This window comes from Bilifractor sp. LCP21S3_F8 (genome assembly GCF_052117805.1).
Classification (GTDB): Bacteria; Bacillota; Clostridia; order Lachnospirales; family Lachnospiraceae; genus Bilifractor.
Genome location: NZ_JBQKIK010000004.1, coordinates 64627 through 88824 on the forward strand (window position 1 = coordinate 64627; position 24198 = coordinate 88824).

Below are 24198 nucleotides of genomic sequence, written 5' to 3' on the forward strand. Positions count from 1 at the left end.
GTTCCGGTTTAAAATGGAGATCATATGTTTCGTATCATTGCAGGAATTCTTGTGGCTTTTATTCTCAGTATAGCGGTTCTTATATATTTTGGGCTTTACGCGGTATTTCGCGCCGTGCTCTACAATACGAATGAACGGAAGTCCGGTCATGTTCCGCTCCCGACCGGAGAGGGATATGATCAGCATCAGGAGAGCATGCAGGAGCTGGTGGACCTGATGAAGGAGATTCCGTATGAAGAGGTAAGCGTTCGGAGCTTCGACAACCTGACCCTGTATGGCAGGTATTATGAGGTGAAAAAGGGAGCACCGCTCCAGATTCAGTTCCACGGATACCGGGGTGAAGCGATCCGCGATATGGCAGGCGGAAATCGTGTCGCCAGGGAACATGGGCAGAACACTCTGGTTGTGGATCAGAGGGCGCACGGGAAAAGCGGCGGGAATGTTACAACCTTCGGGGTGAAGGAACGGCAGGACTGTCTGACGTGGGCCAGATACGCGGCGAAGAGGTTCGGCCTGCAGACACCGGTCATTCTGTCCGGTGTGTCAATGGGCGCCGCAACGGTTCTGATGGCGGCGGATCTGAAGCTTCCGGATAACGTTGTCGGGATTATCGCGGACTGCGGGTATACCTCACCGGAGGCAATTGTCCGGGATGTTGGAAGGGCAAGGAGGTATCCGGAGGGAGTGGTCTGGTGGCTGGTGAAGACCGGGGCAAAGCTTTTTGGCCATGTGGATCTCGCAAGCTGCGGTGCCATAAGCTCAATCCGGAAATCCAGGGTTCCGGTACTTTTGATTCACGGTGACGCGGACCGGTATGTGCCGGTGCGGATGAGCCGGGAGCTGTATAAGGCGGCAGAGGAAGCGGGAGTTCCCGTCCGACTGGAGATATTCCGGGGCGGCGCCCACGGAATCAGCTATCTGACGAATGTCCAAAGATATACAGATCTCGAGATGGAGTTTACATCAGGGCTGATGAAACGGTATATCCGGGAGTATTCCGGAGAGAAAGAACCGGAGAGAGGAAAGATATGACACTGGAACAGAAAAGGATTCTGGAGGAGCAGGATGTGAGCCCGGAGCTGATCCGCGGCGTGGAGAGATTCCGGGAGACTTATACCGTAGATGACGCTGTCCGCAGCCGTGTGGTAAAACCTGCACTTCCGTTCTACGGGAAAGAGGTGCTGGAAATGGCGATCGCCGCTCTTCTGGAGGGACAGAATCTGTTGCTCACGGGCGCAAAGGCAACGGGCAAGAATGTTCTGGCGGAGAATCTTGCTTTTTTATTCGGAAGACCGGTGTACAATGTGTCCTTTCATGTGAATACGAGCAGCGCAGAACTGATCGGTACCGATACCTTCCGGAATAATCAGGTGGAGCTTCGGGAAGGAAGCATCAGCCTTTGTGCCCGGCATGGAGGGTTCGGCATTCTCGATGAGATCAATATGGCAAAAAATGACGCGGTTTCTGTCCTGCATTCGACGCTTGATTACCGGCGCAGCATCGATATCCCGGGTTATGAGAAGATTGACCTTCATCCTGCGGCAAGATTTATCGGAACGATGAACTACGGGTACGCCGGAACAAAGGAGCTGAACGAGGCGCTGGTATCCCGGTTCCTTGTCATCGACATGCCTCCGCAGACAGAAAGTTCACTGGAGTATATTCTCAGCCGCATTTTTCCGGACATGACGGACAGGGCGAGAGAGCAGCTGTCGGGGCTGTTTCTCGATCTGCAGACAAAAGCAGAGCACGGCGAAATCTCGGCCAGGAGTCTGGATCTCCGTGGTATTGTCGCGGCGGCACGAACAATCCGCCAGGGTATCTCTCCGTTTCTGGCGCTGCAGATGGGGGTTGTCAACAAATGCTTTGATACCTTTGAAAAGGAAATCGTTCGCGATGTTCTGAGTACGCGGATTCCTGCGGAATGGACGAGGAAGGATGTTTTTGCTTGAAGACTGGCATGGATGTATGGGAATCCTATCCCTACGAGCTGGAAAACAGAATACGGAACCTGATCTGGACGGTCAGCGGGGATTATAGTCTTGAGGTGAAACCGGATCTTGCGGAGTTTTCCCGATCGCCGGAGATCGCTATCTATAACGGGATCAAGCAGGGGGCTCTGGCGAAATATTTTGATCAGGATGCCATCGCGATGTATCTTCTGAAGAAGATTTACTGTCATGCGGATCAGAGAGCACTGATGGACACCGCCAGGCTGTGTATTGAGGAAGCGGTGGGATGGAGACTTGACCGGGAGCGCGAGGGAGTACGGTCTCTGCGGAAAAAAGCTCTGGAGAAATGGCTGTACCAGGACTTCGGAAGAATGTCCGCGTATCCGCTGGGACGGCTGATGGCGGCGAGCTGGAGAGAAAAGCTGGATGGCAGCTATCACGGCCCGGAGCAGATCATGCGTCAGCTGGACCGGATTCACCGCCTCCGTTACGTGGAAACTTCGGAAGAAATCATCGGCACGATTGACAGTCTGTATAACGATGTGGTGGATCCTTCTTTTTCAATGACGCTGACGGAGGTGCTTCAGGTAACACCGGAAGAACTTACCGAGTTTTCCTGGAGCGATTACCTGAAGGAGGAGCTGGAGGATGATTCCGTCCGCTATGTTATCGAGAGAGTTACCGCGGAGATGCTGAGTTCGGATGAGCCTTCCCGGGAGGGAAAAACGGATGAGCAGGCTCCGTCGGAAGGGGGAGACAAGATCCGGAAGCTTTTACTGATCGATGACAGCGTTCTGGAAAAATCCAGGGAGTATGTGCAGCGGAATTTCGGGAAATCCTATCTTTCGCTCTCAGAGGAGAAAAGAATCACAAGCCGGATGTGCAGGGGAATGCATTCCGACTGCGGGCTTTTTTTTACAGACGGGATCCTGAAGAACCCCGTGGTCCGGAACAATCAGTATGTGCTCGCGAGGGGAAATAAAGAGAAAACACTGGAATACTTCCGGACGAATTACAGGACAATCCGACACAATATTCAGATTCTCACGGATATGCTGAAGCGCGCATTCGCGCTTCGAAACGAGGAGGACAGCAGCCTGTCCGATTCCGGTCAGATCGATCCGCGGCAGCTGTGGAAGGCAGGGAGATCGGAGGACGCGAGGCTGTTTCGGAGAGTTCTGCGAAGGGACAGCATGGATTTTGTGGTTGATTTTCTGATCGACGCGAGTGGATCGCAGAGAAAGCGGCAGAGGGAAGTGGCAATGCAGGCGTATATTATCTGCGAGGCAATGTCGAATCTTGGAATTCCCATGCGCGTGATGAGCTTCTGTACGTTCTGGGATTACACGGTGCTTCGCAGATTCCGGGAGTATGGGGATGACCGGAGCGCGAATGAAAATATCTTTGAGTTCACTACAAGCTCCAACAACCGGGACGGCCTGGCGATACGGACTGTGGGGCAGGGGCTCCTGGAGAGAGAGGAGAGCAACAAGGTCCTGATTGTGTTGAGTGACGGGAAACCGTATGATGTAATGATCAACCGGCCGAACGCGAGAAATCCGGAGCCTTACGCGGGTCACAGGGCAGCCCTTGACGCGGGCACCGAGGTCCGCCGGCTGAGACAGAACAATGTGGCGGTGCTTGGCGTTTTTGTAGGAGAGGAGAGCGAGCTTGCCGCAGAGCGGAAAATCTTCGGGAAGGATTTTGCGTATATCCGGTCAATCGACCATTTTTCGAACACCGTGGGGAGATATCTGCTCAGGCAGATTGAAAATTAGTCTCCTGTATAAGCTGTGCGCGCTCCGCACCTTCGTGCTCCCGCGTCGTTACAGATAAGAAACCGGGAATTAAAACCCGGGGAGAGATGTTATGAGTGAGAAATCCGGATACAGAAAAACGAATACCAGACGCAGACGGCGCAGCAGAAAGAAACGTTTCTGGAGAAAGTTTATTCGTTTCTGGAGAATGTTCGGGCGGGCTGTCGTCTATCTCTATCATGCAGGCGGCAGGGTCGTGATCCCTGTGGCAGCCCTGATTGTGGTGTTTATCGCTGTGGGGACAATGGAACAGAACGAACAGATGGCTAATGTGCGGAAAGTAACGAAAAAGGATACCACGATTACGATCCGCAAGGATCTGGTGAGCGACCAGGTGGAGAATTATTCGGATGTAATCCGGAAATATGCAGACGAATACTCTATTGGCGAGTATACCGGGCTGATCAAGGCAATCATGATGCAGGAATCAAGGGGTGACGGAACAGATCCCATGCAGGCGTCCGCTTCCTTTTATAATGAGCGCTATGCCGGACAGACAATTACAGATCCGGATTATTCAATCCGGGCCGGTGTCCGGGAACTTGCGGCGGCTCTTGATGCTGCCGATGTCCGTGGACCGGACGACATTAAGGGGATTTCGCTGGCTGTGCAGGGATACAACTTCGGTACCGGTTACATTGAATGGGCCAGGAAGAATTACGGCGGCTACTCTGAGGAGAATGCTTCCACATTCTCAAATATGAAGGCATATGAAAATGGATGGAGCTCCTACGGTGATCCGGATTATGTGGAACATGTACTGCGCTATTATTCTTATTCCTATTCGCTCTCCGGCGGCAGTTCCGTGAAGGACGGAGACACTGCCGGGACATCTGCGCTGTCCTGAATAATACTCAGAGGGATATTCGATATTCAGAGAGATATTCGAAAGTCAGAGGGGTATTCGGAATTCGGAAGAGTATTCGATATTCAGAGCGGTATTCGAAAGTCAGAGGGGTTTTTGGGGTGTGAAACGGCGAGGCTAATGCCGCGACAGACTAACGAAGCCGGCGCGTGCGGCAGTGGTGAGAGCTGATAAGTAGCAGAGCGGATGGCTTTATCCACTATGTGGGCACACGCAGAAAAACGGCAGGATCGCCTTTTCGGAGATCCTGCCGTTTTTGGACAGATAGCCGCATAGGGCTTCCTGCACGCGTTTCTTACGCATTTCCGTCGATCATGAAGTTCATGAGCTTGCGGATATCTTCCGGATCAGAAGCGATGATCTCGAGCTCCGGAATAGCAGCCTCATTGGAAAAAATGTTTGCCAGGGATACATACTGGCTGAGCTTTGATTTCAGGTTCAGCGTGTCACCCTCGGCAGTAACCAGTTCCACTCTTCCCTTGCAGCTGTCTACGATTTCAAAAAATTTCTCAACATTCGTGATGTTATTGATTTTCATCTCTTATCCTCTCTTTGTCGTGCGGATTATAACGGCAGTCTATAGACCTTTTGCTCTGCTTTACGAATATATATGACGAATATATGAATGTCTTGTCAAAATCATCCCGATATCAGTCATTTTTTGCTGCTGCACACGGATTTACGGCTTGTCTGAAAGGCGGGGAAAGTACAGTTTGATGACACGGTCCGTCCGCAGACTTCTGAAGGCAGGTACTGTCCGGATAAAGGCAGGATATTATTCCCCGTACCGGATAATCGTTAACAGAAACAGCCGGGGCGGGCGGCAGGTGTATGCGCAGGTTTTGGTATGGAAGTTTATGGCGGTTTATGGTAGACTGTTTTCAAATTTGCAATGCTGTAACGGCCGGGGCAGGCTGGGATTTCGAGACGCGGGACGGAACTGATTAATGAGAGGAGAGATGCCGGAATGCACAGGATTCATCTATCACAGAGCGGGAAGAGATATGAGGCTCAGCGGATTATGGTGCTTCTTCTTGGTACATTTATTTACGCGGTGGGTATTAATTTTTTCATCGTGCCTGCGGGTCTTTATACCGGCGGAGTTCTGGGACTGTGTCAGCTGCTGCGTTCCTTCCTGACATCGGTTGTCGGACTCAGATTCGGGAGCGTTGACGTTGCGGGTATCCTCTATTATCTGGTCAATATTCCGTTTCTGATTCTGGCACACAAGCTGATGGGAAAGCTCTATTTCGCGAAGACAATTCTCGGTATTACAGCGGAATCCGTGTTCCTTGTACTGCTTCCGGTTCCCAGGCAGGCGCTGGTGGACAACCGTCTGGCTGCCGCTCTGATCGGAGGGGTAATCTGCGGCGCGATGATGGGACTGATGCTGAGGATGGGAGCCTGTGACGGAGGAATGGATCTGATCGGTGTGCTGATTGTACATCAGAGAAACGGGGCCAGCGTTGGACATGCTAACCTGTACGTCAATATTGTCGTATTTGCCATTATGGCCTTCAATTATCCGATTGACATTCTGATCTATTCGCTTTTTTCCGCGTTTATCACATCGTATGCGCTTGACCGGTTCTATTCGCAGAACATCAAGGAAGAATTTCACATCATCACACAGCAGGATGTAGAGGCTCTGGAAAAAAGCATCATCCGGGAGCTTCGCAGATCGGTGACGAGATGGGAGGGAAAAGGCGGATTCAGCGGAAATGATGTAAATATTCTCTATGTAATTGTAGACAAGTACGAGGCACCGAGACTGAGACGGCTGGTCCGTGAATTTGATCCGGATGCCTTTGTCGTTGAAAATTCCGGTGTCAATATCTCGGGTAATTTCGAGAAGCATCTGGAGTGAGAGACTGTTGTAAAGATCCGGACGGGAAAGCAGTGCCTTGCAGAACCGCTGGCTTGTCGGTCTTGTCAGCCGCGCGGCGACGGTCATTCCAGCGTTTGAAAATGATGTATGATTGGATGGCTGCACGTATGAACCGGAAGCCTGCGGGAGCGGTCCGTGTTCAAAGGTCCGCGGGACGGCGGGAAGGCTGGCGCTGCGGATTCGCCTGCGGGAGCGGTCAGTTTGACAGAAAAGAGGTCAGAGAAATGGAGATCAGAGAAGAAGTTCGCAAAATGAAGCGGGTCGCGCCGCAAGTCGCTTCGTCTACCCTGGAACAGAGAAATCATGTTCTGAAATTGATCGGGGAGAGTCTGGAACGTCATAAGGAAGAGATTTTCGCGGCGAACCGGAAGGATCTTGAGAGAGCCGATGCGGAACAGGTCGCGCCGGCGATTCGGAAGAGACTGAAATTCAGTGAAGAAAAGCTTGCGGATGTGGAAAAGGGAATCCGGCTCCTGATAAGCCTTCCGGATCCGATCCATCGGGAAACGCTGGTACGGGAACTGGATAAGGGACTGCTGCTGAAGCGCGTCACCTGTCCGATTGGTGTCATCGGTGTTATCTTCGAAGCCCGTCCCGATGCGCTGGTTCAGATTTCATCGCTCTGTATCAAGAGCGGAAACTGTGCGGTCCTGAAGGGCGGACGTGAGACGGCGGAGACTAACCGTGTCCTCTTCCGGGTGATTCACGAAGCCGCGGTCGCCGGAGGACTCCCGGAATACTGCATGATACAGGCGGAACAGCACAATGAGATCGATGAGCTTCTGGATTGTGATGACTGCGTGGATCTTCTGATTCCGAGAGGATCAAACCGTTTTGTGCGCTATATTATGGATCACACAAAGATTCCGGTCATGGGGCACGCCGACGGTATCTGTCATATTTACGTGGACAAGGACGCGGATTTTGAGAAGGCAATTCCGATCATCATCGACGCGAAGACGCAGTATACTGCCGCCTGCAATGCGGTGGAGACGCTGCTTGTGAACCGGTCGGTTGCGCCGGCATTTCTTCCGAAGCTTGCGGAGGCACTGCGGAAGGAGGGTGTGGAGATCCGCGGGACCGAAGAGGTCACTTCGATGATCGGGGGTGAGACCATCGACGAGGATCAGTTCCGGGAGTATCTGGATCTCATCGTTTCCGTGAAACTGGTGAATGATCTGGAAGAAGCGGTCGACCACATCAACCGCTTCGGATCTCATCACACCGACTGCATCATTACGGAGAATGATGAGACGGCGGAGCGATTCATGGAACTGGTGGACTCTGCCGGCGTATACCAGAACTGCTCTACGAGATTCGCGGACGGGTTCCGCTATGGGTTCGGGGCGGAGGTCGGGATCAGCACCGGAAAAATTCACGCGAGAGGGCCGGTTGGACTCGATGGGCTGGTGACCTACAAATACAAGCTGTACGGTCACGGCCAGATCGTCGGGGACTATGCGTCCGGTAAGAAGGAGTTCCATTTTCGGGATATTGTATCATGATGCCGGTTTCAGACCGGACAGGCATATCAGAGGATGTGCATGATATCTGGTACAGAATCCGGTACGGATGGAAAAATATGGATGATCAGATGATATGGCAGGAGGCTGTTTCCCTGAAGGAGACAGCCTCCTGCCTTCTGCGATCCGGATATTCATATTGAGGCTCCTGCGGGCGCTTGATGCGTGAAGCTCCTTTCTTTGGAGACGGCAGGAACAGCGGGTCAGGAAGGGGTCCTGTACGCTTCTTGCGTGCGCCGCCTCTGCCTGTGTATTCGAAGAATATACTAGTTACATTGTACAAAAATATGCAGACAGAAGGGAAAGTGGGATGATATAATTTAGAAGAATACATGTTCGATTTTATGGAGGTACTATGGCTGTACAGAGACAGAAGCTCAGAATGCTCTATATTTATTCGATTCTGCGGGAGATGACAGATGAGGACCACATCCTGTCCGCTTCGGAGCTGGGGAATATTCTGAAGGGGCGCTACAATATAGAGACCGACAGGAGGAGTATATACAGTGATATTGATACGCTGAGAGAATGGGGCGCAGACATTGTCATACGGAAGGGCAGAGACCACGGGTATTTTATTGGTGAGCGTGAATTTGAGATTCCGGAACTGCGTATGCTGGTGGACGCGGTTCAGGTGTCGAAGTCGATCACCGAGAAGAAATCCGGGGAGCTGATTGAGAAGTTGATCGGCTTCGTCGGAGAGCCTCAGCGAAAGCTGCTTGAGAAACAGATTATTCTGTACAACCGTCCGAAAGCAAAGAATGAGACAGTTTTCTACGTGACGGATGCCATTCACAGCGCGATCTATGAAAACCGGCAGATTACCTTTCAGTACGTGGAATGGACGGTGCGGAAGGAATATCGCTTCAGAAGAAACGGCGCCCGCTACCGCGTCAGCCCGTGGGCATTGATCTGGGATGATGAGAACTATTATCTGATCGCGTATGAAAAGGAAAGTGACATGATGCGTCACTATCGGGTGGACAAGATGATGAATCTTGAGATCGAACCTGAGCCGAGAGAGGGGAAGAATCTGGCGAAGGATTTTGATCCTGCAGTCTTTGAGAAGAAGACCTTCGGGATGTTCTCCGGGGAGGATGTCAGGGTGACACTGATCTGCGACAACCGGTTTGCGGGTGTGATCATCGACCGGTTCGGCATCGATTCAATACTGATCCCGGCGGGTGCGGACCGATTCACGGTGATGGTTCCGGTTACAGTAAGCCCTCAGTTTTTCGGGTGGCTGACAGCGCTTGGGAGCGGCATTCAGATTCTGCGTCCCGAGAGGACCAGACGGGCGTATCTGGAGTATTTGGGGCAGGTCGCGGAGCGGTATGATGCCGTGCTGGAAATTTCAGGGGAAAGGACAAGAAAGAAGGAAGGAGCGGAATCTTGAAATTTTTTCATTTATCGGATCTTCATATCGGTCTGAAGCTGATCAATCGGGATCTCGGTGAAGATCAGCGGTTTATTCTCCGGGAGATTGTTGAAAAGGCGGAGGCCGAGAAGCCGGACGCCGTTCTGATCGCCGGAGATATCTATGACAAGTCTGTGCCATCGGCAGAAGCAGTGGAGATATTTGATGACTTCATCTCCGGGCTCCGGAAGGCAGTTCCGGATGCTGAGATTATGATGATCAGCGGGAACCACGACAGCGCGCCCCGCGTGAATCTGTTCCGGAGAATCCTGAACAGAGAGCGAATCCACATGATCGGAATTCCTCCACAGAGGGAAGAGGATCATGTGGAGCAGGTGACCCTCCGGGATGAATACGGTGCGGTCCATTTTTACCTGCTTCCTTTTGTGCGGCCCTCCATGGTGCGGAATGTTATCGGGGTGAAGGAAGACGGAAGCGGATTCAGCTACGACGAGACGATACACCGGCTGCTGGACAGAGAGGAGATTGACACACGGGAACGGAATGTTCTCGTGAGTCATCAGTTCTACCTTCCGAAGGGAGCGAATGCAACGGATGTTGAGCGCATGGATTCCGAGATCCTGACGATCGGAAATATCGACCGTGTAACGGCGGATGTTCTTCAGAGATTTGATTATGCGGCGCTTGGACATATCCACAAGCCGATGCGGGTCGGCAGTGAGTATGCGCGGTACTGCGGGACGCCGATGGCGTGCTCGGTCAGTGAGGCCGGTCAGCAGAAAGGAATTGTCGAGGTGAATCTGGGGAGGAAGGGAGAGCGGTCTGTCTCCGTTCTTCCGCTTACGCCGCTGAGGCAGATCCGCATTGTGCGGGGAGATCTGGAGGAGGTTCTCCGGCAGGGATGCGAGGACTACGCGGTTGTGACGCTCACGGATATACAGGAGGCGGATGCGCTGGATCTGCAGGACCGTATACGAAGCGCATTTCCTAATCTTCTGGAAATCAGGAGAGAGGGACTGCCGGGGGTTGATTATCAGGCGGAATATACAGGAGAGGCTGTCATGGATACCTATGATCTCTGCTGTTCATTCCTGGGCAACCCGGATGAGGGGGAGAGAAGCCTTCTGGAGGATGTCATCAATACAGTGGGGGAGGAACTGCCATGAGACCGATCAGACTCGTCATGCAATCGTTCGGGTCGTACGGACAGAGAACGGAGATAGATTTCACAAAGCCGGACCAGAATCTCTTTCTGATTACCGGGGATACCGGGTCCGGAAAGACCACCATATTCGACGCGATTGTCTTTGCTCTGTACGGAGAGGCAAGCTCAAACCGGAACCGTAAGGACGGTGAGGAACTGCAAAGCCAGTATTCTGATATCCGGACAGAGCCCTATGTGGAGCTGACCTTTTCAGAAAAGGCGGGGACCGTTTCTGAGGAGTACCGGGTGCGCCGGGTTCCCCGTCACCTCCGAGCGCTGAAGCGCGGTAAGGGAAGCCGCATGGAATCGGAATCCGTATCGCTGGAGATGCCGGACGGATCCGTATATCCGCAGAAGGAAACCGACGCGAAGCTTGTCGATATTATCGGCCTTACAAAGACGCAGTTCACGCAGGTCGCCATGATCGCGCAGGGAGAATTCATGGAGGTTCTGCGGGCGGACTCGAATAAGAAAAAAGAAATCTTCCGGAAACTTTTCCGGACCGAAAAATATCAGAACATCGTCGACGAGCTGGCCAGGAGAAGGAAGGAGAAGCTCTCCGATATCGCAGAGGTCCGGACGGCCTGCCGTCTGGAGGCCGGACACATCGAGGTGCCGGAAGAATACGTGCGCGCCGGAGTGATACAGGCGGATAAACAGCAGGTGATCGACGGCGACAGACTGAATGTCGCGGAAGCGGAGAGCCTTCTGGAGGAACTTTCTCTTCTGAACGAATATATGAACTCGAGGAAGGAAGAGCTGGAAAAGGATTACAGGGACTCATGTACCTCGAGAGATCTGACGCGGGAAGCCTATGCGAAGGCCGAGGGAATTCTGCGATCATTCCGGCAGATGGAGGATGCGGAGAAGGTGCTGGCCGGATGCCGGGCGCATGAGGAGGAGATCCGCGCGGAAGGTGAGCTGATCCGGTCGATTCAGAATGCCATCGAGGTCAGACAGGTCTTCAGGAGCCTTCAGGAAGCCGCTCAGACGGCGGAAGAAACCGGGAAGGAGCTGAACCGGCTTGAGGCGGCGCTGCCGGATCAAAGAACGGCATATGAGAAGACGATGGATCTGGAGAAGACGGCGGATGATAACCGCCGGCAGGAGGCGGACCGGTTTACAAAGATAAGGGAACATGTGTCAAAAGCGAGGGATCTTTTTCGTCAGATTACGGAGGCAGGGGAAGCCGTAGCGGATCGGGAGAAGAAGGCAGCCGCATCAAATAAGGCAGCAGTCGCGGCGGAAGAAGAACGGAAGAGACTTGAAACGCAGAAGGAGAAGTGGACCGGGGAGAAATCACGTCTTGCGGATGCGGATGTGCGGTGGAATCTCTTCCGGGAGAATACTCTGACCGGATATAACCGGCTCCTCGAGGAGAAAACCAGGGTATCAGAGGCAGCGGGTGAGTATTCAGAGCAGAAGAAAACAGCGGAAAAAGCCGCGGAGGAATACAGAGATGCCTGGCAGGAGTATCAGAAAAAGAACAGTGAATACAACCAGCGGCAGACAGAGTTCCTGAACGATCAGGCAGGTTTTCTTGCCGCCAGGCTTGTCGAGGGCGAACCCTGTCCCGTCTGCGGGTCAAGAATTCACCCAGATCCTTGCCGGCTGCCGGAACGGCATACGAATCTGACGAAAGAGGATATTGACACTCTCGCGGAGGAGGTCGGGAATAGCAGCCGGATCATGACAGAAAGGGCAGCGGCTGCGAAGGCGGCCGCGGATCTTCTGGAAGAAAAAAGAAAGCAGGCGCGCGCCGGGCTTGAAGAATTCCGTAAGCATCTGATCGAGGTGATCCCGGAGGTGTCACTATCAGAGAAGCCGTCATTTATGGAGATGTCAGAAGCGATGAAGCGGTGGCGGAGGGAACTGGAAACGAAGAAGGAAGAGCTGGAGCGGTCGTATCGGAGACTTGCGGAGCTGAATCAGTCTCTGGAAGCCTGGGAGGAGCAGAGCAAAGCCCTCCTTCAGATCAAGGATGAGGCTGTTCGAAGGGCATCCGACGACAGGGCGGCTCTCGCCGCGGCGAAGGCTCAGTACCAGCAGCTGATGGAGCGCAGGGATTTCGAAACGGAGGAAGATGCCGCGCGTGTTCTTCGAGAGGCAGAGGAGAAGAAGCAGAAGGCGGAAGAGGGCTATCAGCTGGCAAGAGACGGGGCTCTGAGAGCCAGAGCAGAAAAAGAAAAGACAGAGACGCTGATCGCGCGGCTTGAACGATCTCTTCCGCAGCAGAAGAAAACAGCGAAGGAGCGGGAAGTGAGTTACCGGACGCTGCTCAAGGAGAAGAATCTGACGGAAAAGGAATGGATGAACGTTCTGGAAGAACATACGCGTGAGGAAGCCTCCCGTCTTCAGGAGAAGATCGAACGTTTCCAGCGCGAGAAGGCATCTGCACAGGGCGCGCTGGATACTGCCCGCAAGGCGGTCGGCGGTCAGACGAAACCGGATCTGGATGCGCTTGGCAGGAAGAGAGATCAGGAAGAAGAGAGGTATCGCAGGGTTCAGGCAGAGAGAGAACGTGTCAGGGAGATCTTCCGGGCGGATTCTGCGGCATACCGGAAGCTTGCGTCCGTTCTGCGGGAGCGAGGAAGAATCGCGGAGGAATTTTCGCGGATTGACAGCCTGTACAATCGCCTTGCGGGGAAGGTGACCGGTGCGAGAATGGATATCGAAACCTTTGTTCAGAGATATTATCTTCGCAGGATTCTGCACGCGGCGAACATCCGGTTCTCGGAAATGTCAGCGGGACAGTACGAGCTGCGGATGGTAGAGGATTCGATGGCGGGAGAGGGGAGAAACCGTGGGCTGGACCTCATGGTCTACTCCTTTATCAACGGTCAGGAACGGGAGGTGCGGACACTTTCCGGAGGGGAATCCTTTATGGCAGCTCTTTCACTGGCACTCGGCCTCGCGGATCAGATTCAGGAAAGCTCCGCCTCGATCCATCCGGACATCATGTTCATCGACGAAGGGTTCGGATCGCTGGATGACCATGCCAGGGACCAGGCAGTGCGTGTTCTCAAGGAGATGGACGGCGGAACGAAGCTGATCGGCATCATTTCGCATGTGACAGAACTGAGACAGGAGATCGAGGATCAGCTGCAGGTGGTGAAGGATGACAATGGAAGTCATGTGAGGTGGAGAATCAGCTGAGCGTATGGATCCGTGGCTTATTCAGCGTGCAGTGCGATATATTGCATGGCTGTTTCCTGTATTCGTGGCTTGACTTATATAGGATCTTGTTGTAGGATTTTTACAAAAGTAAGTTTAAGCTAACATTTTTACAGGAGATGAGCAGGAATTCGTATGGCAGCAAAAACTGATAAGACAAGCATAGAAAAAGAAAAGAGAAAGACACTGAGAGATCTGGAGATCGGCGAAACCGGGCGGATCACCAGAGTTGGAGGTGAAGGTGCGCTTCGGCAGCATTTTCTGGATATGGGACTGATTCCGGATGCAGAGGTCACGCTGGTGAAGTACGCGCCGATGGGCGATCCTATGGAGGTGAAGATTCACGGGTATGAGCTGACAATCCGGCTTTCGGATGCAGAGCAGATCGATCTGGTACCGGTGAATCGCGCGGTATCCGCGGATGACGAGGCGAAGAGAAGACGGGAAGAGCAGCGCAGATATGAGCACCCGGGACTCGGAGAGGGAGGCAAGTACCATGTGAAGGCCGGAGAGCATCCGCTCCCGGCTGATAGAACCCTGACCTTTGCGCTGGCCGGAAATCAGAACTGCGGCAAGACAACATTGTTCAATCAGCTGACCGGGGCGAACCAGCACGTGGGGAATTTTCCCGGGGTTACAGTGGACCAGAAGAGCGGGCCAATCCGGAATCATCCGAACACGAGTGTCACAGATCTTCCCGGGATCTATTCCCTTTCGCCTTATACAAGCGAAGAGATCGTTTCCCGGCAGTTTATTCTGAATGAGCATCCCACGGGCATCATCAACATCGTAGATGCTACGAACATCGAGCGGAATCTGTATCTCACGATGCAGCTGATGGAGCTCGATGTTCCGATGGTTCTTGCCTTGAATATGATGGATGAGGTACAGGGAAACGGCGGCTCCATCCATATCAACAAGATGGAGGAGATGCTTGGAATTCCGGTTGTGCCGATCTCTGCCGCGAAGAATGAGGGTATTGAGGAGCTGATCGAGCATGCACTGCATGTGGCAAAATATCAGGAGCGGCCCGGAAGGCAGGACTTCTGCAGTGAGGACGAGGACGGCGGAGCGGTACACAGATGCATCCATGGAATCATGCATCTGATCGAGGACCATGCGGAGGCAGCCGGTATACCGATGCGGTTCGCGGCAACGAAGCTGGTGGAAGGAGATCAGAGAATTGAGAATGCCCTGAAGCTGGAGCAGAATGAAAAGGAGATGATCGAGCACATCATCATTCAGATGGAAAAGGAAAGGGGTCTGGACCGCAAGGCAGCGATTGCCGATATGCGGTTTGATTTCATCCGGCATCTGGTAGATGAGACAGTAGTTAAGCCGAGAGAGAGCAAAGAGCGGCTCAGAAGTCAGAAGATTGACCGGATCCTGACGGGAAAATACACAGCGATACCGGCATTTGTCGGTATAATGGCATTGATTTTCTGGCTTACATTCAATGTGATCGGAGCGTTTCTTCAGGATGCGATGGCAAGGGGAATAGACGCTCTGACTGTAGTGGTTGATCATGCGATGACTGCAGCCCATGTCAACGAGGTCGTGCATTCTCTTGTCATCGACGGTATTTTCACGGGTGTCGGAAGTGTGCTGAGCTTTCTTCCTATTATTGTGACATTATTCTTTTTCCTGTCTCTTCTGGAGGATACGGGATATATGGCACGGATTGCCTTTGTCATGGATAAGCTGCTGCGGAAGCTGGGACTTTCAGGCCGAAGCATTGTTCCGATGCTGATCGGATTCGGCTGTACGGTGCCTGGTGTCATGGCGAGCCGTACGCTTCCGTCAGACCGTGACCGGAAGATGACCATCATGCTCACACCGTTTATGAGCTGTACGGCAAAGCTCCCGATCTACGGATTCTTCACCGCGGCATTTTTCCCGGGGAAAGGCGGTCTGATCATGGTCGGACTGTATTTTCTGGGAGTGCTTACCGGTATTCTTGTCGCACTGCTTTCAAAGGGCACGCTGTTCCGGGGAGAACCGGTTCCGTTTGTCATGGAGCTTCCGAATTACCGGATGCCCGGCGCCAAGAGCGTTCTGCAGCTTCTCTGGGAGAAGGCAAAGGATTTCCTGCAGAGAGCATTTTCCATTATCTTTATTGCGAGCATTGTGATCTGGTTCCTTCAGACCTTTACCCCGCAGTTTCAGGTTGCGGCGGATTCATCCAGGAGTATCCTCGCGATTATTGCCGGAGGAATTGCACCGATTTTTGCGCCGCTCGGATTCGGCGACTGGAGAATTTCTACAGCGCTTATTTCCGGTTTCCTCGCAAAGGAGAGTGTGGTTTCGACGTTGAATGTGCTGTTTGGAAGTACAGCTGCTCTGCTTAAAACGCTTACACCGTTGGCGGCTGCTTCGCTTCTGGTGTTCTGCCTTTTGTATACACCCTGTGTTGCCGCCATCACATCGGTTCGCAGGGAACTCGGAGGAAAATGGGCGGTTGGAATGGTGATTTTCCAGTGCGTCATTGCCTGGCTGATGGCGCTCCTGATTCACGGAATCGGTGTGCTGGCCGGGATTGGCTGAATCTAACACGCCGTGAGCAGGAAATTCCTACCTCTATAGTAGGTGGCGGGATGAATCGCGATAAACACGGCGTTCTTTTGACCTTGCCGGAACAGCGGCTTCTGAACAAATTGTGAAATGGAACCGGTCGGCTTGACTTTTTTTCGCAGGATGCTATATTATTATTTAACACGAATAGATAGCGTACAATTTATTCCGCGTTTAATACGAGGAATTTCCAGAAGAAGAGGAGCAGACTTTGGATAATAAGCAGAAGAGATTAGAAAGGTTAAGAGTTCTCGGAGGAATAGCGGGAGCGGTCGGTATAGGCCTGATTGTTCTTGGATTTCGTGAGGCGGGTATCAGTACTGTAAGATACATCGGATTTCAGATGATCGGTGCGGTTCTCCTGTTGCTGGGAATCACGCCGGCGATTCTTTACCGTCAGCAATACGGGGAGAACAGCGCTGCGGAGCAGAATTCTTATTCTTCCGGAGCAGAGCAGGTGCAGGAGGATACGAGCTGGATTCCTGTCGGGGGCTGGATCTTTGCGGACGTAATCGGAATCACGAGAAACCTCCGTGCAGATGCCTCTTCCGGGGTTGAGTACTATGTGATCTGCAGATATCGCGATTTCAAGGAACATGTAGAGCACACCTTCACAAGCCGTTCCATGAAGGAATATCCCGGAAAGGAGATCATTGGCAAGCGTGTAAAGGTCTTCTTTCATTCCAAGGATCCGGGAGACTATACCGTGGATCTGAATACCATTGAATGAGAATGAATCATATAAACTGAATGATAGATTGTTTTAAGATGCCGCCGGACCCGTCAGGGTCCGGCGGCATCATTTGTTATCTTTTTTCTGTTATGTGACCTTGTCACAGAAATGTCCCGCAAGAAGGTATAGAGTAAGTGTATCAGAAAGCGTTGAATCCTATTCAAGACCCGGTCGGGCAGAAAGGAGCTTATCATGGCGGAAATAAAAATCACGAAGAATAATTTTCAGAGAGAGGTTTTGCAGTCCGAGGTACCGGTTTTGTTGGATTTCTGGGCAGCCTGGTGTGGACCCTGCCGGATGCTTTCCGGGGTTATTTCGGAAGTGGCTGCGCAGGCAGAGGGAAAATACAAGGTCGGCAAGGTAAATGTGGATGAGGAACCGGAGCTGGCATCGGCATATCGGATTTCCAGTATTCCTACCCTGCTTGTTCTTAAGAGCGGAAAGGCAGTGGCGAGCGCAGTTGGTGTCCAGCCCAGGGAGAATATTGAAGATTTGCTTGGTCTGTAATGCTGCACGGAGACAAAGAAAACAGACGGACTGTGGCAATACCCGAAGAAAAAAGTATGGTATGAAGCCGGTAGAAAAGGAGACAAAAATGAATAAAACTGTGATTATCGGAGGAGTGGCAGCAGGCGCAGGCTGTGCTGCCCGCCTGCGAAGACTGGATGAGAACGCGGAGATTGTTCTTCTGGAAAGAGGACCGTATATTTCCTACGCAAACTGTGGGCTGCCGTATTATGTCGGAGATGTGATCAAATCAAAGGATGCGCTTCTGGTGACAAAGGAAGAGGTTCTTCGGGAGAGATTCCGGGTAGATGTAAGAACTCGGAATGAAGTAACAGCAATTGATAGGAAGCAGAAGAAGATTGCGGTGACTGATCTGGCTTCGAACCGTACGTATGAGGAGGACTACGACAAGCTGGTCATTGCGACAGGATCTTCTCCGGTGCGCCCTCGAATTCCGGGAATTGATTCGGAACGGATTTTCACGCTCTGGACAGTTCCAGATGCAGAAAAGATTCGTGAGATGGCTGCAGACGGCCGCAGCAGCAGGGCTATTGTGGTAGGCGGAGGATTTATCGGACTGGAGACAGCAGAGAATTTGCGAAAGGAAGGCCTGCAGGTCTCTATTGTGGAAGCGCTTGATCAGGTTATGGCCCCATTTGACCGGGAAATGGCAATGCTTCTGGAAGAAAATATCCGGGAGAACGGGGTGGATCTTTATCTGTCTGATGGGGTCGCTTCGTTCCGGACGGAGGAGCAGACGGTATTTGTAAAGCTGTCGAGCGGAAAAGAGCTTTCTGCGGATTTTGTGGTTCTTTCTATAGGCGTGCGCCCGAACAGTCAGCTTGCCATACAGGCCGGGCTGATGTGCAATGAAAGAGGAGGAATCTGCGTAGATGAGCAGCTTCATACATCGGATCCGGATATTTATGCTGCCGGGGATGTGATAGAGGTTACCGATCCGGTCTTCGGAGAGAAGACAATGATTCCGCTGGCGGGTCCGGCCAATCGGCAGGCCAGGATTGTGGCGGACAATATCGCCGGGGGAAAGGAGAGCTACAGAGGAACACAGGGAGCTTCCGTTGCCCGTGTGTTTGATCTTACGGCTGCTTCTGTCGGGGCAGGAGAAAAGAAGCTGATTCGCCGCGGTATGGTCCGGGGAAAGGACTATGAGAAGGTTGTGATCACCCAGAATTCTCACGCAGGATATTATCCCGGCGCGATTCCTATGATCCTGAAGCTGTTGTTCTCTCCGGACGGAAAGAAGATTTTTGGAGCCCAGATCGCAGGCGGAGAGGGTGTTGACAAGAGAATTGATACCATTGGGACGGTCATGCAGCTGGGAGGCGGAATTGCAGAGCTGAAAAATCTGGAACTGGCGTATGCGCCGCCTTATTCCTCCGCCAAGGATCCGGTGAATATGGCAGCTTTTGCGGCGGAAAACGTGATCCGAAAGCTGGTGGCTTTTTCTGAATGGGACGATCCCAAACCGGATGCCGGGGAGATCATTCTGGATGTCAGGGAAGAGGCGGAGAGACTTGCGTGGGCTCCGGCGGAATCCGTGAACATTCCTCTGGGAGAGCTTCGAGGTAGGCTGAATGAGCTGGATCGGAAGAAATCGTATATTGTGATGTGCGCGGTTGGCGTGCGGGCGTATACAGCGGCGAGAATCCTTTCACAGCACGGGTTTGAGCATATTAAGGTTTATCCGGGAGGCGCCAGACTTTTCCGTTCTCTTCATCCGGACTGCGAAGACGGGGGCAATGCCGGCAATGGAAGAGCAAAGGACCGTTTCGATGCGTTGGATGACAGAAACCCGGAAACCATGCACACAGATAGAAAAACAGGACAGGCGGAAGCGGAATCCGGCGCGAACGAGACAGAGGGCTGCAAGAAGAGGAAACAGGCGAAGCAGATCCGCATTAACTGTTCGGGGCTTCAGTGTCCGGGACCGATTATGGAAGTCTATCGCGCCATGGAAAAGATGGAAAATGGTGACCTTCTGGAGGTGACTGCATCGGATCCGGGCTTTGCAAAGGATATTATTTCATGGTGCCGCCGCACGGGGAATACACTACTGTCCAATGAGAAAAAGGGGACGGACTATGTGGCTGTTTTGTGCAGGGGAAACAGCACAGGGTCGGCTGTGCCGGTTCCGGGAAGCAGTGTTCCCACATCCGAGGATCATGTTATAATGAATAATACACCGCAGGGAAAGACGATCATCGTTTTCGACGGTGATATGGATAAGGTTCTGGCTGCGTTTATCATTGCCAACGGGGCCCTGGCTATGGGACGCCCGGTCACCATGTTCTTCACTTTCTGGGGACTTACGGCACTGCGGAAGCCGGAGGCGCCCGGTATCAAAAAGGCACCTGCAGAGGCGATGTTTGGAAAAATGCTTCCGAAGGGGGCAGGAAAGCTGAAGCTGTCCCATATGAACATGGGCGGGGTCGGAACAGCCATGATGCGCCGGATTATGCAGGATAAGAACATTGATTCCTTAGAGGACATGATGAAAAAGGCTATGGAAAACGGCGTAAAAATCATAGCCTGTTCGATGAGCATGGATGTGATGGGGATACGGAAAGAGGAGCTGATTGACGGTGTGGAAATCGGCGGGGTTGGCACTTACCTTGGAGATGCTGAGGAGTCGAATGTGAATCTTTTCATATAATCACGGAAGCTGGAAGAGTATTTGAAACAGAAAGAGTCTGTTAGCGAGAAATGCCGGAAGAGTATGTGAAAGGGAGCAGCGTATATGGAGAATAACGGACAGAAGCAGGATATACCTGCAAAAATGAAAAATGCAGAATTGATAGCTGCGCTGCCGTTTTGGAGCAGGCTGACAAAAGCGGAGCAAGAACTGGTTCGTGAGCATATCATACTCCGCATTTTCGATAAAGGCAGCACGGTTTTTTCACGTGGAAATGAGTGCCTGGGTTTTATACGTATCCTTTCCGGATCTGTCCGGACATTTCTGACGTCAGAAGAGGGACGGGAGATTACACTATATCACCTGCGTACCGGAGAGGATGATGTCCTCTCCGCGTCCTGCGTTGTGTCGCAAATTACCTTTGACACGCAGATGGAGGCAGAGGAAAGATGCCGGATTCTGATTGTTCCTGCCCATGTGCTGGCAAGGCTGAAGGAGAGTAATATCTATGTCCGGTGTATGATTTACGAGCTGCTTTCAAGGCGCTTTTCGGACGTGACATGGACCTTTCAGGAAGTGCTGTTCCTGCGTATCGACCAGCGCATAGCCGCCTGGATCGTGGAGATATGTGAACAGACCGGGAGCACGGAAATCACGGTCACACACGATCAGATTGCAAAAGATATCAATTCTTCCAGAGAGGTCGTGGCGCGGATGCTGAAGCGGCTCGCTGACGAAGGAGTGATCCGCGCCGGCAGAGGAAGAATACAGGTTACAGATATTGCGATGCTGAAGAATTTGCGTATGAACTACAGGAAGGAATAAAGGGCAGCTTTTTTCACAAGACGTTCTTATGACCGGTAATGATGCTGTAAGAGATGATCATTACCGGCGGTTGGAATTAATCGGAAGTATCTCCGTTCATAATAGCAGCGTAACGCAGAAGCTGCTTCATAGAATTTATTCCGAGCTTGCTGTAGATATTGCGGTTATGGTAGCGGAGGGTGCTTTCCTTGATGTTGTTTTCCTCCATAATCTCTTTGGTTCCCTTTCCGGACAGATAGAGGAGGAAAATTTTCTTTTCGGTCCGTGTTAAGGTGTTCAGTCCGTTCAGAAACAGCTGATAGCTTTCCGGATCCACTTCTTTTTTACGTGCGTACACCAGGCGGGAGAGTTCCCGCTTGGCATCATCATATTCCCTGTTCACACGGCTGAGCTCTTTGCGGGCGTTTTCTATTTCATTTTCCAACGCGGAGGTTTCCGCTTTCCTGTCATTTTCTATTTCCGAGAACAGAGTAAATAGCTCAGCGATTTCGGGAATCATTTCAGCTGTGTCTGTTTGCTCTCTGTTCTTCAGCTGTTCGAGGTTTTTCAGAATCGGGTTCAAAAGACGCCGGCTGAAATAACGGCAGCAGAGCAGAGAGAGACAAAGGAGGACAGCGAAGATCAGAAGGACCTCGGCGGCTTCACGGAAAACCATCTGCTGATAATCACGAAGCGGAATGAGGATATAAGCGCGGAACCACTCATTGAGCCCGGCAAGCTTTACCTTCTCTGTGATTCCAAGATAGGAAGTAACGCGGTCCGTACAGAGTACCTGCTTTTCGGAGAGCTTTTTGGTGACGGTCAGCGTACCGGCAGGGGCAAGGTAGTATCCGTCGGTGGTTCCGCAGGACATAGAATTTGCTGGATCAATTTTCAGAGTGCCGGAGTTCTGTCCTTCCGGAGCATTGTGAATATCTGCAAGAATGCAGGTGAGATGACTCAGGGTAGTGGGCTGGGCTATTTTCTGTCGAAAAAAGCTGTCATTCACCTCAAAGCCGCAGACGCCGATAAAAGTTCCGTCAGGAGAAAAAAGCGGAAACAGCAGGAGCAGTACCTTATCCGAGGTTCCGGGCAGGACAAAAATATCACTGAAGCTGCAGGTGTCCGGCTGCACGCTGCTTTTCCAGGTGTCATACCCGGGGAAGTTCTGTGTGTGAAATTCCAGGGTCCATTTCCGATGTGGCATGACATTGTTTTTCTTGCCGATTTCCGTGATTCCGCGATAGAGAAGAAGCTCAGAATCGGAGTCGGGAGAGCTTTTGCGTATATACAGGCCTGACCTTGAGCAATCCGCTTCGGTCAGGCTTGTATTGACGGTAGCGTCAAGCAGCAGAAATGCGCCGGAACTGTCTGTCTGAAGAAGCTTATCTCTTATCGTATCGAACAAAAATTCCTGGAGTGCTTTCAGATCTGTTTCGGAGTCATTGATCTCCGAAAAAGAGATATGTCTTCCGTTGAGGTAGTTTCGGATCTGTTCTGTAACAGAAAGCGACATCTGAAACCCAGTTGCCTCCAATGTCTCAAATTCGGAAGAGATATCCTGTGAAAAGACCGTCATCTGCATTTGCAGGGAAGAACGAAAAGTGTTCCTTTGCCTCAGCGCGGTAACGATGACGGACAGTCCGATCAGGAACGCAGCCATCAGAAGTACGGCGAGAAGAAACATATACTGGAAGAGCTTATAGCGCAAGCTGTTCCTTTTTCTGGTCAGTTCGCTGCTTTCGCCTGGTTTACGATGTAAAAAAGAGAAAAATGTCATCTTCACAGACATCTCCTTTCAGTTTTCCGGAGACCCCAGGCAGGAACAGAACTGCTCCCAGGTTTCAAGCTCAAGGGTGTCCGGATCCTCGCCGTCGAGATAGCGTTTGTTCAGGGAAGACTGCATAGAACGAAGCATGTCATAAAGATGGTTGGTTTTTTCGATAAACCCGCTGTCCGAAGGGAGCGGAGTAAAATGGCAGGTGTTCTTCACGACCCGGATGGCGTTGTATACAGAACGATAGGAGGGGCTCTGAAAGCGGTAGCTGTCGATTGCCTGGAAAGCTTCTTCTGTTACCGGAAAATAGCCCGTCTTCGCCGCAAAATCCAGATTCCGTTCGCTCTCTGTCAGCCAGTGAACAAAAACGGAGGCGGCTTCCGCCTTCAGGCTGTCTGTCTTGAGGGCACAGATTCCGCAGCCGGTCTGTGGAGCCAGTGGAGCGGAGGCGACTTCCGGCCGGTCCGATACGGGAAGAGGAAGCACCTTCAGATTCATGGGCTCGGTTGTGTTGTCAGAATAGGTAACAATGTCATTAAAGTACAGAATGGCTGCGCTGGAACCGGTACCGGCAGGAACCTCGCCGGTCATCATCTGTGTATTGGCGTAAAGATCAGAGACGATGATGTCCCCTCTGATCAGTGCATCCGCAAACTGCTTCCAGGAACTACGCAGCACCGGGTCGGAGCAGTCGTAACAGCCGTTCTTTATGATCTGCGTTCCTCCCATTTCGCGTGCGCTGAGATCTACATTCTGCACCAGGTAATCAAAAGCGCAGAAGGGCTTTCCCTTCGACCATTCCCTGTATTTCGCTGCCGTGCGGAAAAAGCCGTCCCAGGTTCGGAGGCTGCTGTAGGTGATGCCGGTATCCTCCTGAAATCGCTCAAACTCCGTTCCATTTACATAAAGAAGACGGGTGGATTTACAGACAGGAAAGACACAGAGGCGGTTCTGCAGGATCCCTTCCTCTACGAAGGCATCCACGTAGGAATCCAGCTTGTCCTGTGAAAAAAATTCCGACCAGTCAACCAGATTCTCCGGTCCCAGAAGAGAAGCCGTTCCGGGGTAGCACAGAAACAGGTCGGGCATGGTGCCGGCACCGGGCTTTCCCTCCTGCGCTGCCAGAAGCTGTTCTCCGATCTCGGAAGCATTGGACATCCGGGTCACGTTGATGACAATTCCTTTTTTCATACCGATGGTTTCATTAAATTGCTGCACCAGAAGATTCATCGGAGAGTCTACCTGTTCTCCGTACACATGCCAGAAGGTGAGCGTTACCGGGTCCGATGGATTCAGGCGGCTGCCTCCCGAGCAGGCGGACAGGAGCGGCTGACCAATCAACAGCAGCATGG

General features: G+C 52.2%; 18 protein-coding genes. 15 read left to right on the forward strand and 3 right to left on the reverse strand.

Annotated features, from left to right (window positions below):
- Positions 1-24: 24 nt before the first annotated feature.
- The 4 genes from ACTQ3A_RS03270 to ACTQ3A_RS03285 all read left to right on the forward strand — a co-directional run bounded on the left by ACTQ3A_RS03270 (position 25) and on the right by ACTQ3A_RS03285 (position 4616).
- A complete protein-coding gene (locus tag ACTQ3A_RS03270; protein ID WP_441494025.1) occupies positions 25-1032 on the forward strand; it encodes an alpha/beta hydrolase in 1008 nt (335 codons plus the stop codon).
- A complete protein-coding gene (locus tag ACTQ3A_RS03275) occupies positions 1029-1952 on the forward strand; it encodes an AAA family ATPase (RefSeq protein WP_441494026.1) in 924 nt (307 codons plus the stop codon). Before ACTQ3A_RS03270 ends, ACTQ3A_RS03275 begins: the two co-directional genes overlap by 4 nt.
- A complete protein-coding gene (locus tag ACTQ3A_RS03280; protein WP_441494027.1) occupies positions 1949-3730 on the forward strand; it encodes a cobaltochelatase CobT-related protein in 1782 nt (593 codons plus the stop codon). The genes ACTQ3A_RS03275 and ACTQ3A_RS03280 overlap by 4 nt, the downstream gene beginning before the upstream one ends.
- Positions 3731-3821: 91 nt before the next feature.
- A complete protein-coding gene (locus ACTQ3A_RS03285; protein ID WP_441100911.1) occupies positions 3822-4616 on the forward strand; it encodes a lysozyme family protein in 795 nt (264 codons plus the stop codon).
- Between the two features lie 313 nt (positions 4617-4929).
- On the opposite strand, the gene ACTQ3A_RS03290 is transcribed toward ACTQ3A_RS03285, so the two are convergent.
- Entirely contained in the window at positions 4930-5172 is a 243-nt protein-coding gene (locus ACTQ3A_RS03290; protein WP_441100910.1) for a polya polymerase, read from the reverse strand.
- A 429-nt stretch (positions 5173-5601) separates the two neighbouring features.
- On the opposite strand from ACTQ3A_RS03290, the gene ACTQ3A_RS03295 reads away from it, so the two are divergent.
- The 11 genes from ACTQ3A_RS03295 (at position 5602) to ACTQ3A_RS03345 (ending at position 21090) form a co-directional block, all read left to right on the forward strand.
- Positions 5602-6501, forward strand: a complete 900-nt coding sequence (locus ACTQ3A_RS03295) for a YitT family protein (RefSeq protein ID WP_441494028.1) — start codon at positions 5602-5604, stop codon at positions 6499-6501.
- Positions 6502-6746: 245 nt separating this feature from the next.
- On the forward strand, positions 6747-8027 hold the full coding sequence (locus ACTQ3A_RS03300) for a glutamate-5-semialdehyde dehydrogenase (RefSeq protein ID WP_441494071.1): 1281 nt from the start codon (positions 6747-6749) through the stop codon (positions 8025-8027).
- Positions 8024-8188 (forward strand): hypothetical protein, encoded by a 165-nt coding sequence (locus ACTQ3A_RS03305; RefSeq protein WP_441495240.1) that lies wholly within the window; start codon positions 8024-8026, stop codon positions 8186-8188. Before ACTQ3A_RS03300 ends, ACTQ3A_RS03305 begins: the two co-directional genes overlap by 4 nt.
- A 212-nt stretch (positions 8189-8400) precedes the next feature.
- Positions 8401-9441 carry a helix-turn-helix transcriptional regulator gene (locus ACTQ3A_RS03310; RefSeq protein ID WP_441100907.1) on the forward strand — a complete coding sequence of 347 codons (1041 nt, stop codon included), beginning with the start codon at positions 8401-8403 and terminating at the stop codon, positions 9439-9441.
- Complete coding sequence (locus ACTQ3A_RS03315; RefSeq protein WP_441494029.1) at positions 9438-10589, forward strand: exonuclease SbcCD subunit D; 1152 nt, start codon at positions 9438-9440, stop codon at positions 10587-10589. Before ACTQ3A_RS03310 ends, ACTQ3A_RS03315 begins: the two co-directional genes overlap by 4 nt.
- Positions 10586-13783 carry an AAA family ATPase gene (locus tag ACTQ3A_RS03320; protein WP_441494030.1) on the forward strand — a complete coding sequence of 1066 codons (3198 nt, stop codon included), beginning with the start codon at positions 10586-10588 and terminating at the stop codon, positions 13781-13783. The genes ACTQ3A_RS03315 and ACTQ3A_RS03320 overlap by 4 nt, the downstream gene beginning before the upstream one ends.
- 153 nt (positions 13784-13936) lie before the next feature.
- Positions 13937-16345, forward strand: a complete 2409-nt coding sequence (gene feoB / locus ACTQ3A_RS03325) for a ferrous iron transport protein B (protein WP_441494031.1) — start codon at positions 13937-13939, stop codon at positions 16343-16345.
- A 238-nt stretch (positions 16346-16583) separates the two neighbouring features.
- On the forward strand, positions 16584-17102 hold the full coding sequence (locus ACTQ3A_RS03330) for a hypothetical protein (protein ID WP_441494032.1): 519 nt from the start codon (positions 16584-16586) through the stop codon (positions 17100-17102).
- Positions 17103-17297: 195 nt separating this feature from the next.
- Positions 17298-17612, forward strand: a complete 315-nt coding sequence (gene trxA, locus ACTQ3A_RS03335) for a thioredoxin (protein WP_441100902.1) — start codon at positions 17298-17300, stop codon at positions 17610-17612.
- Between the two features lie 61 nt (positions 17613-17673).
- Entirely contained in the window at positions 17674-20286 is a 2613-nt protein-coding gene (locus ACTQ3A_RS03340) for an FAD-dependent oxidoreductase (RefSeq protein WP_441495241.1), read from the forward strand.
- Positions 20287-20370: 84 nt separating this feature from the next.
- A complete protein-coding gene (locus ACTQ3A_RS03345; protein WP_441494034.1) occupies positions 20371-21090 on the forward strand; it encodes a Crp/Fnr family transcriptional regulator in 720 nt (239 codons plus the stop codon).
- Between the two features lie 76 nt (positions 21091-21166).
- Here the strand turns inward: ACTQ3A_RS03345 and ACTQ3A_RS03350 are convergent, their stop codons facing one another.
- Complete coding sequence (locus ACTQ3A_RS03350) at positions 21167-22849, reverse strand: LuxR C-terminal-related transcriptional regulator (protein WP_441494072.1); 1683 nt, start codon at positions 22847-22849, stop codon at positions 21167-21169.
- 18 nt (positions 22850-22867) lie between these two features.
- On the reverse strand, positions 22868-24196 hold the full coding sequence (locus ACTQ3A_RS03355) for an extracellular solute-binding protein (RefSeq protein WP_441495242.1): 1329 nt from the start codon (positions 24194-24196) through the stop codon (positions 22868-22870).
- Positions 24197-24198: the final 2 nt, after the last annotated feature.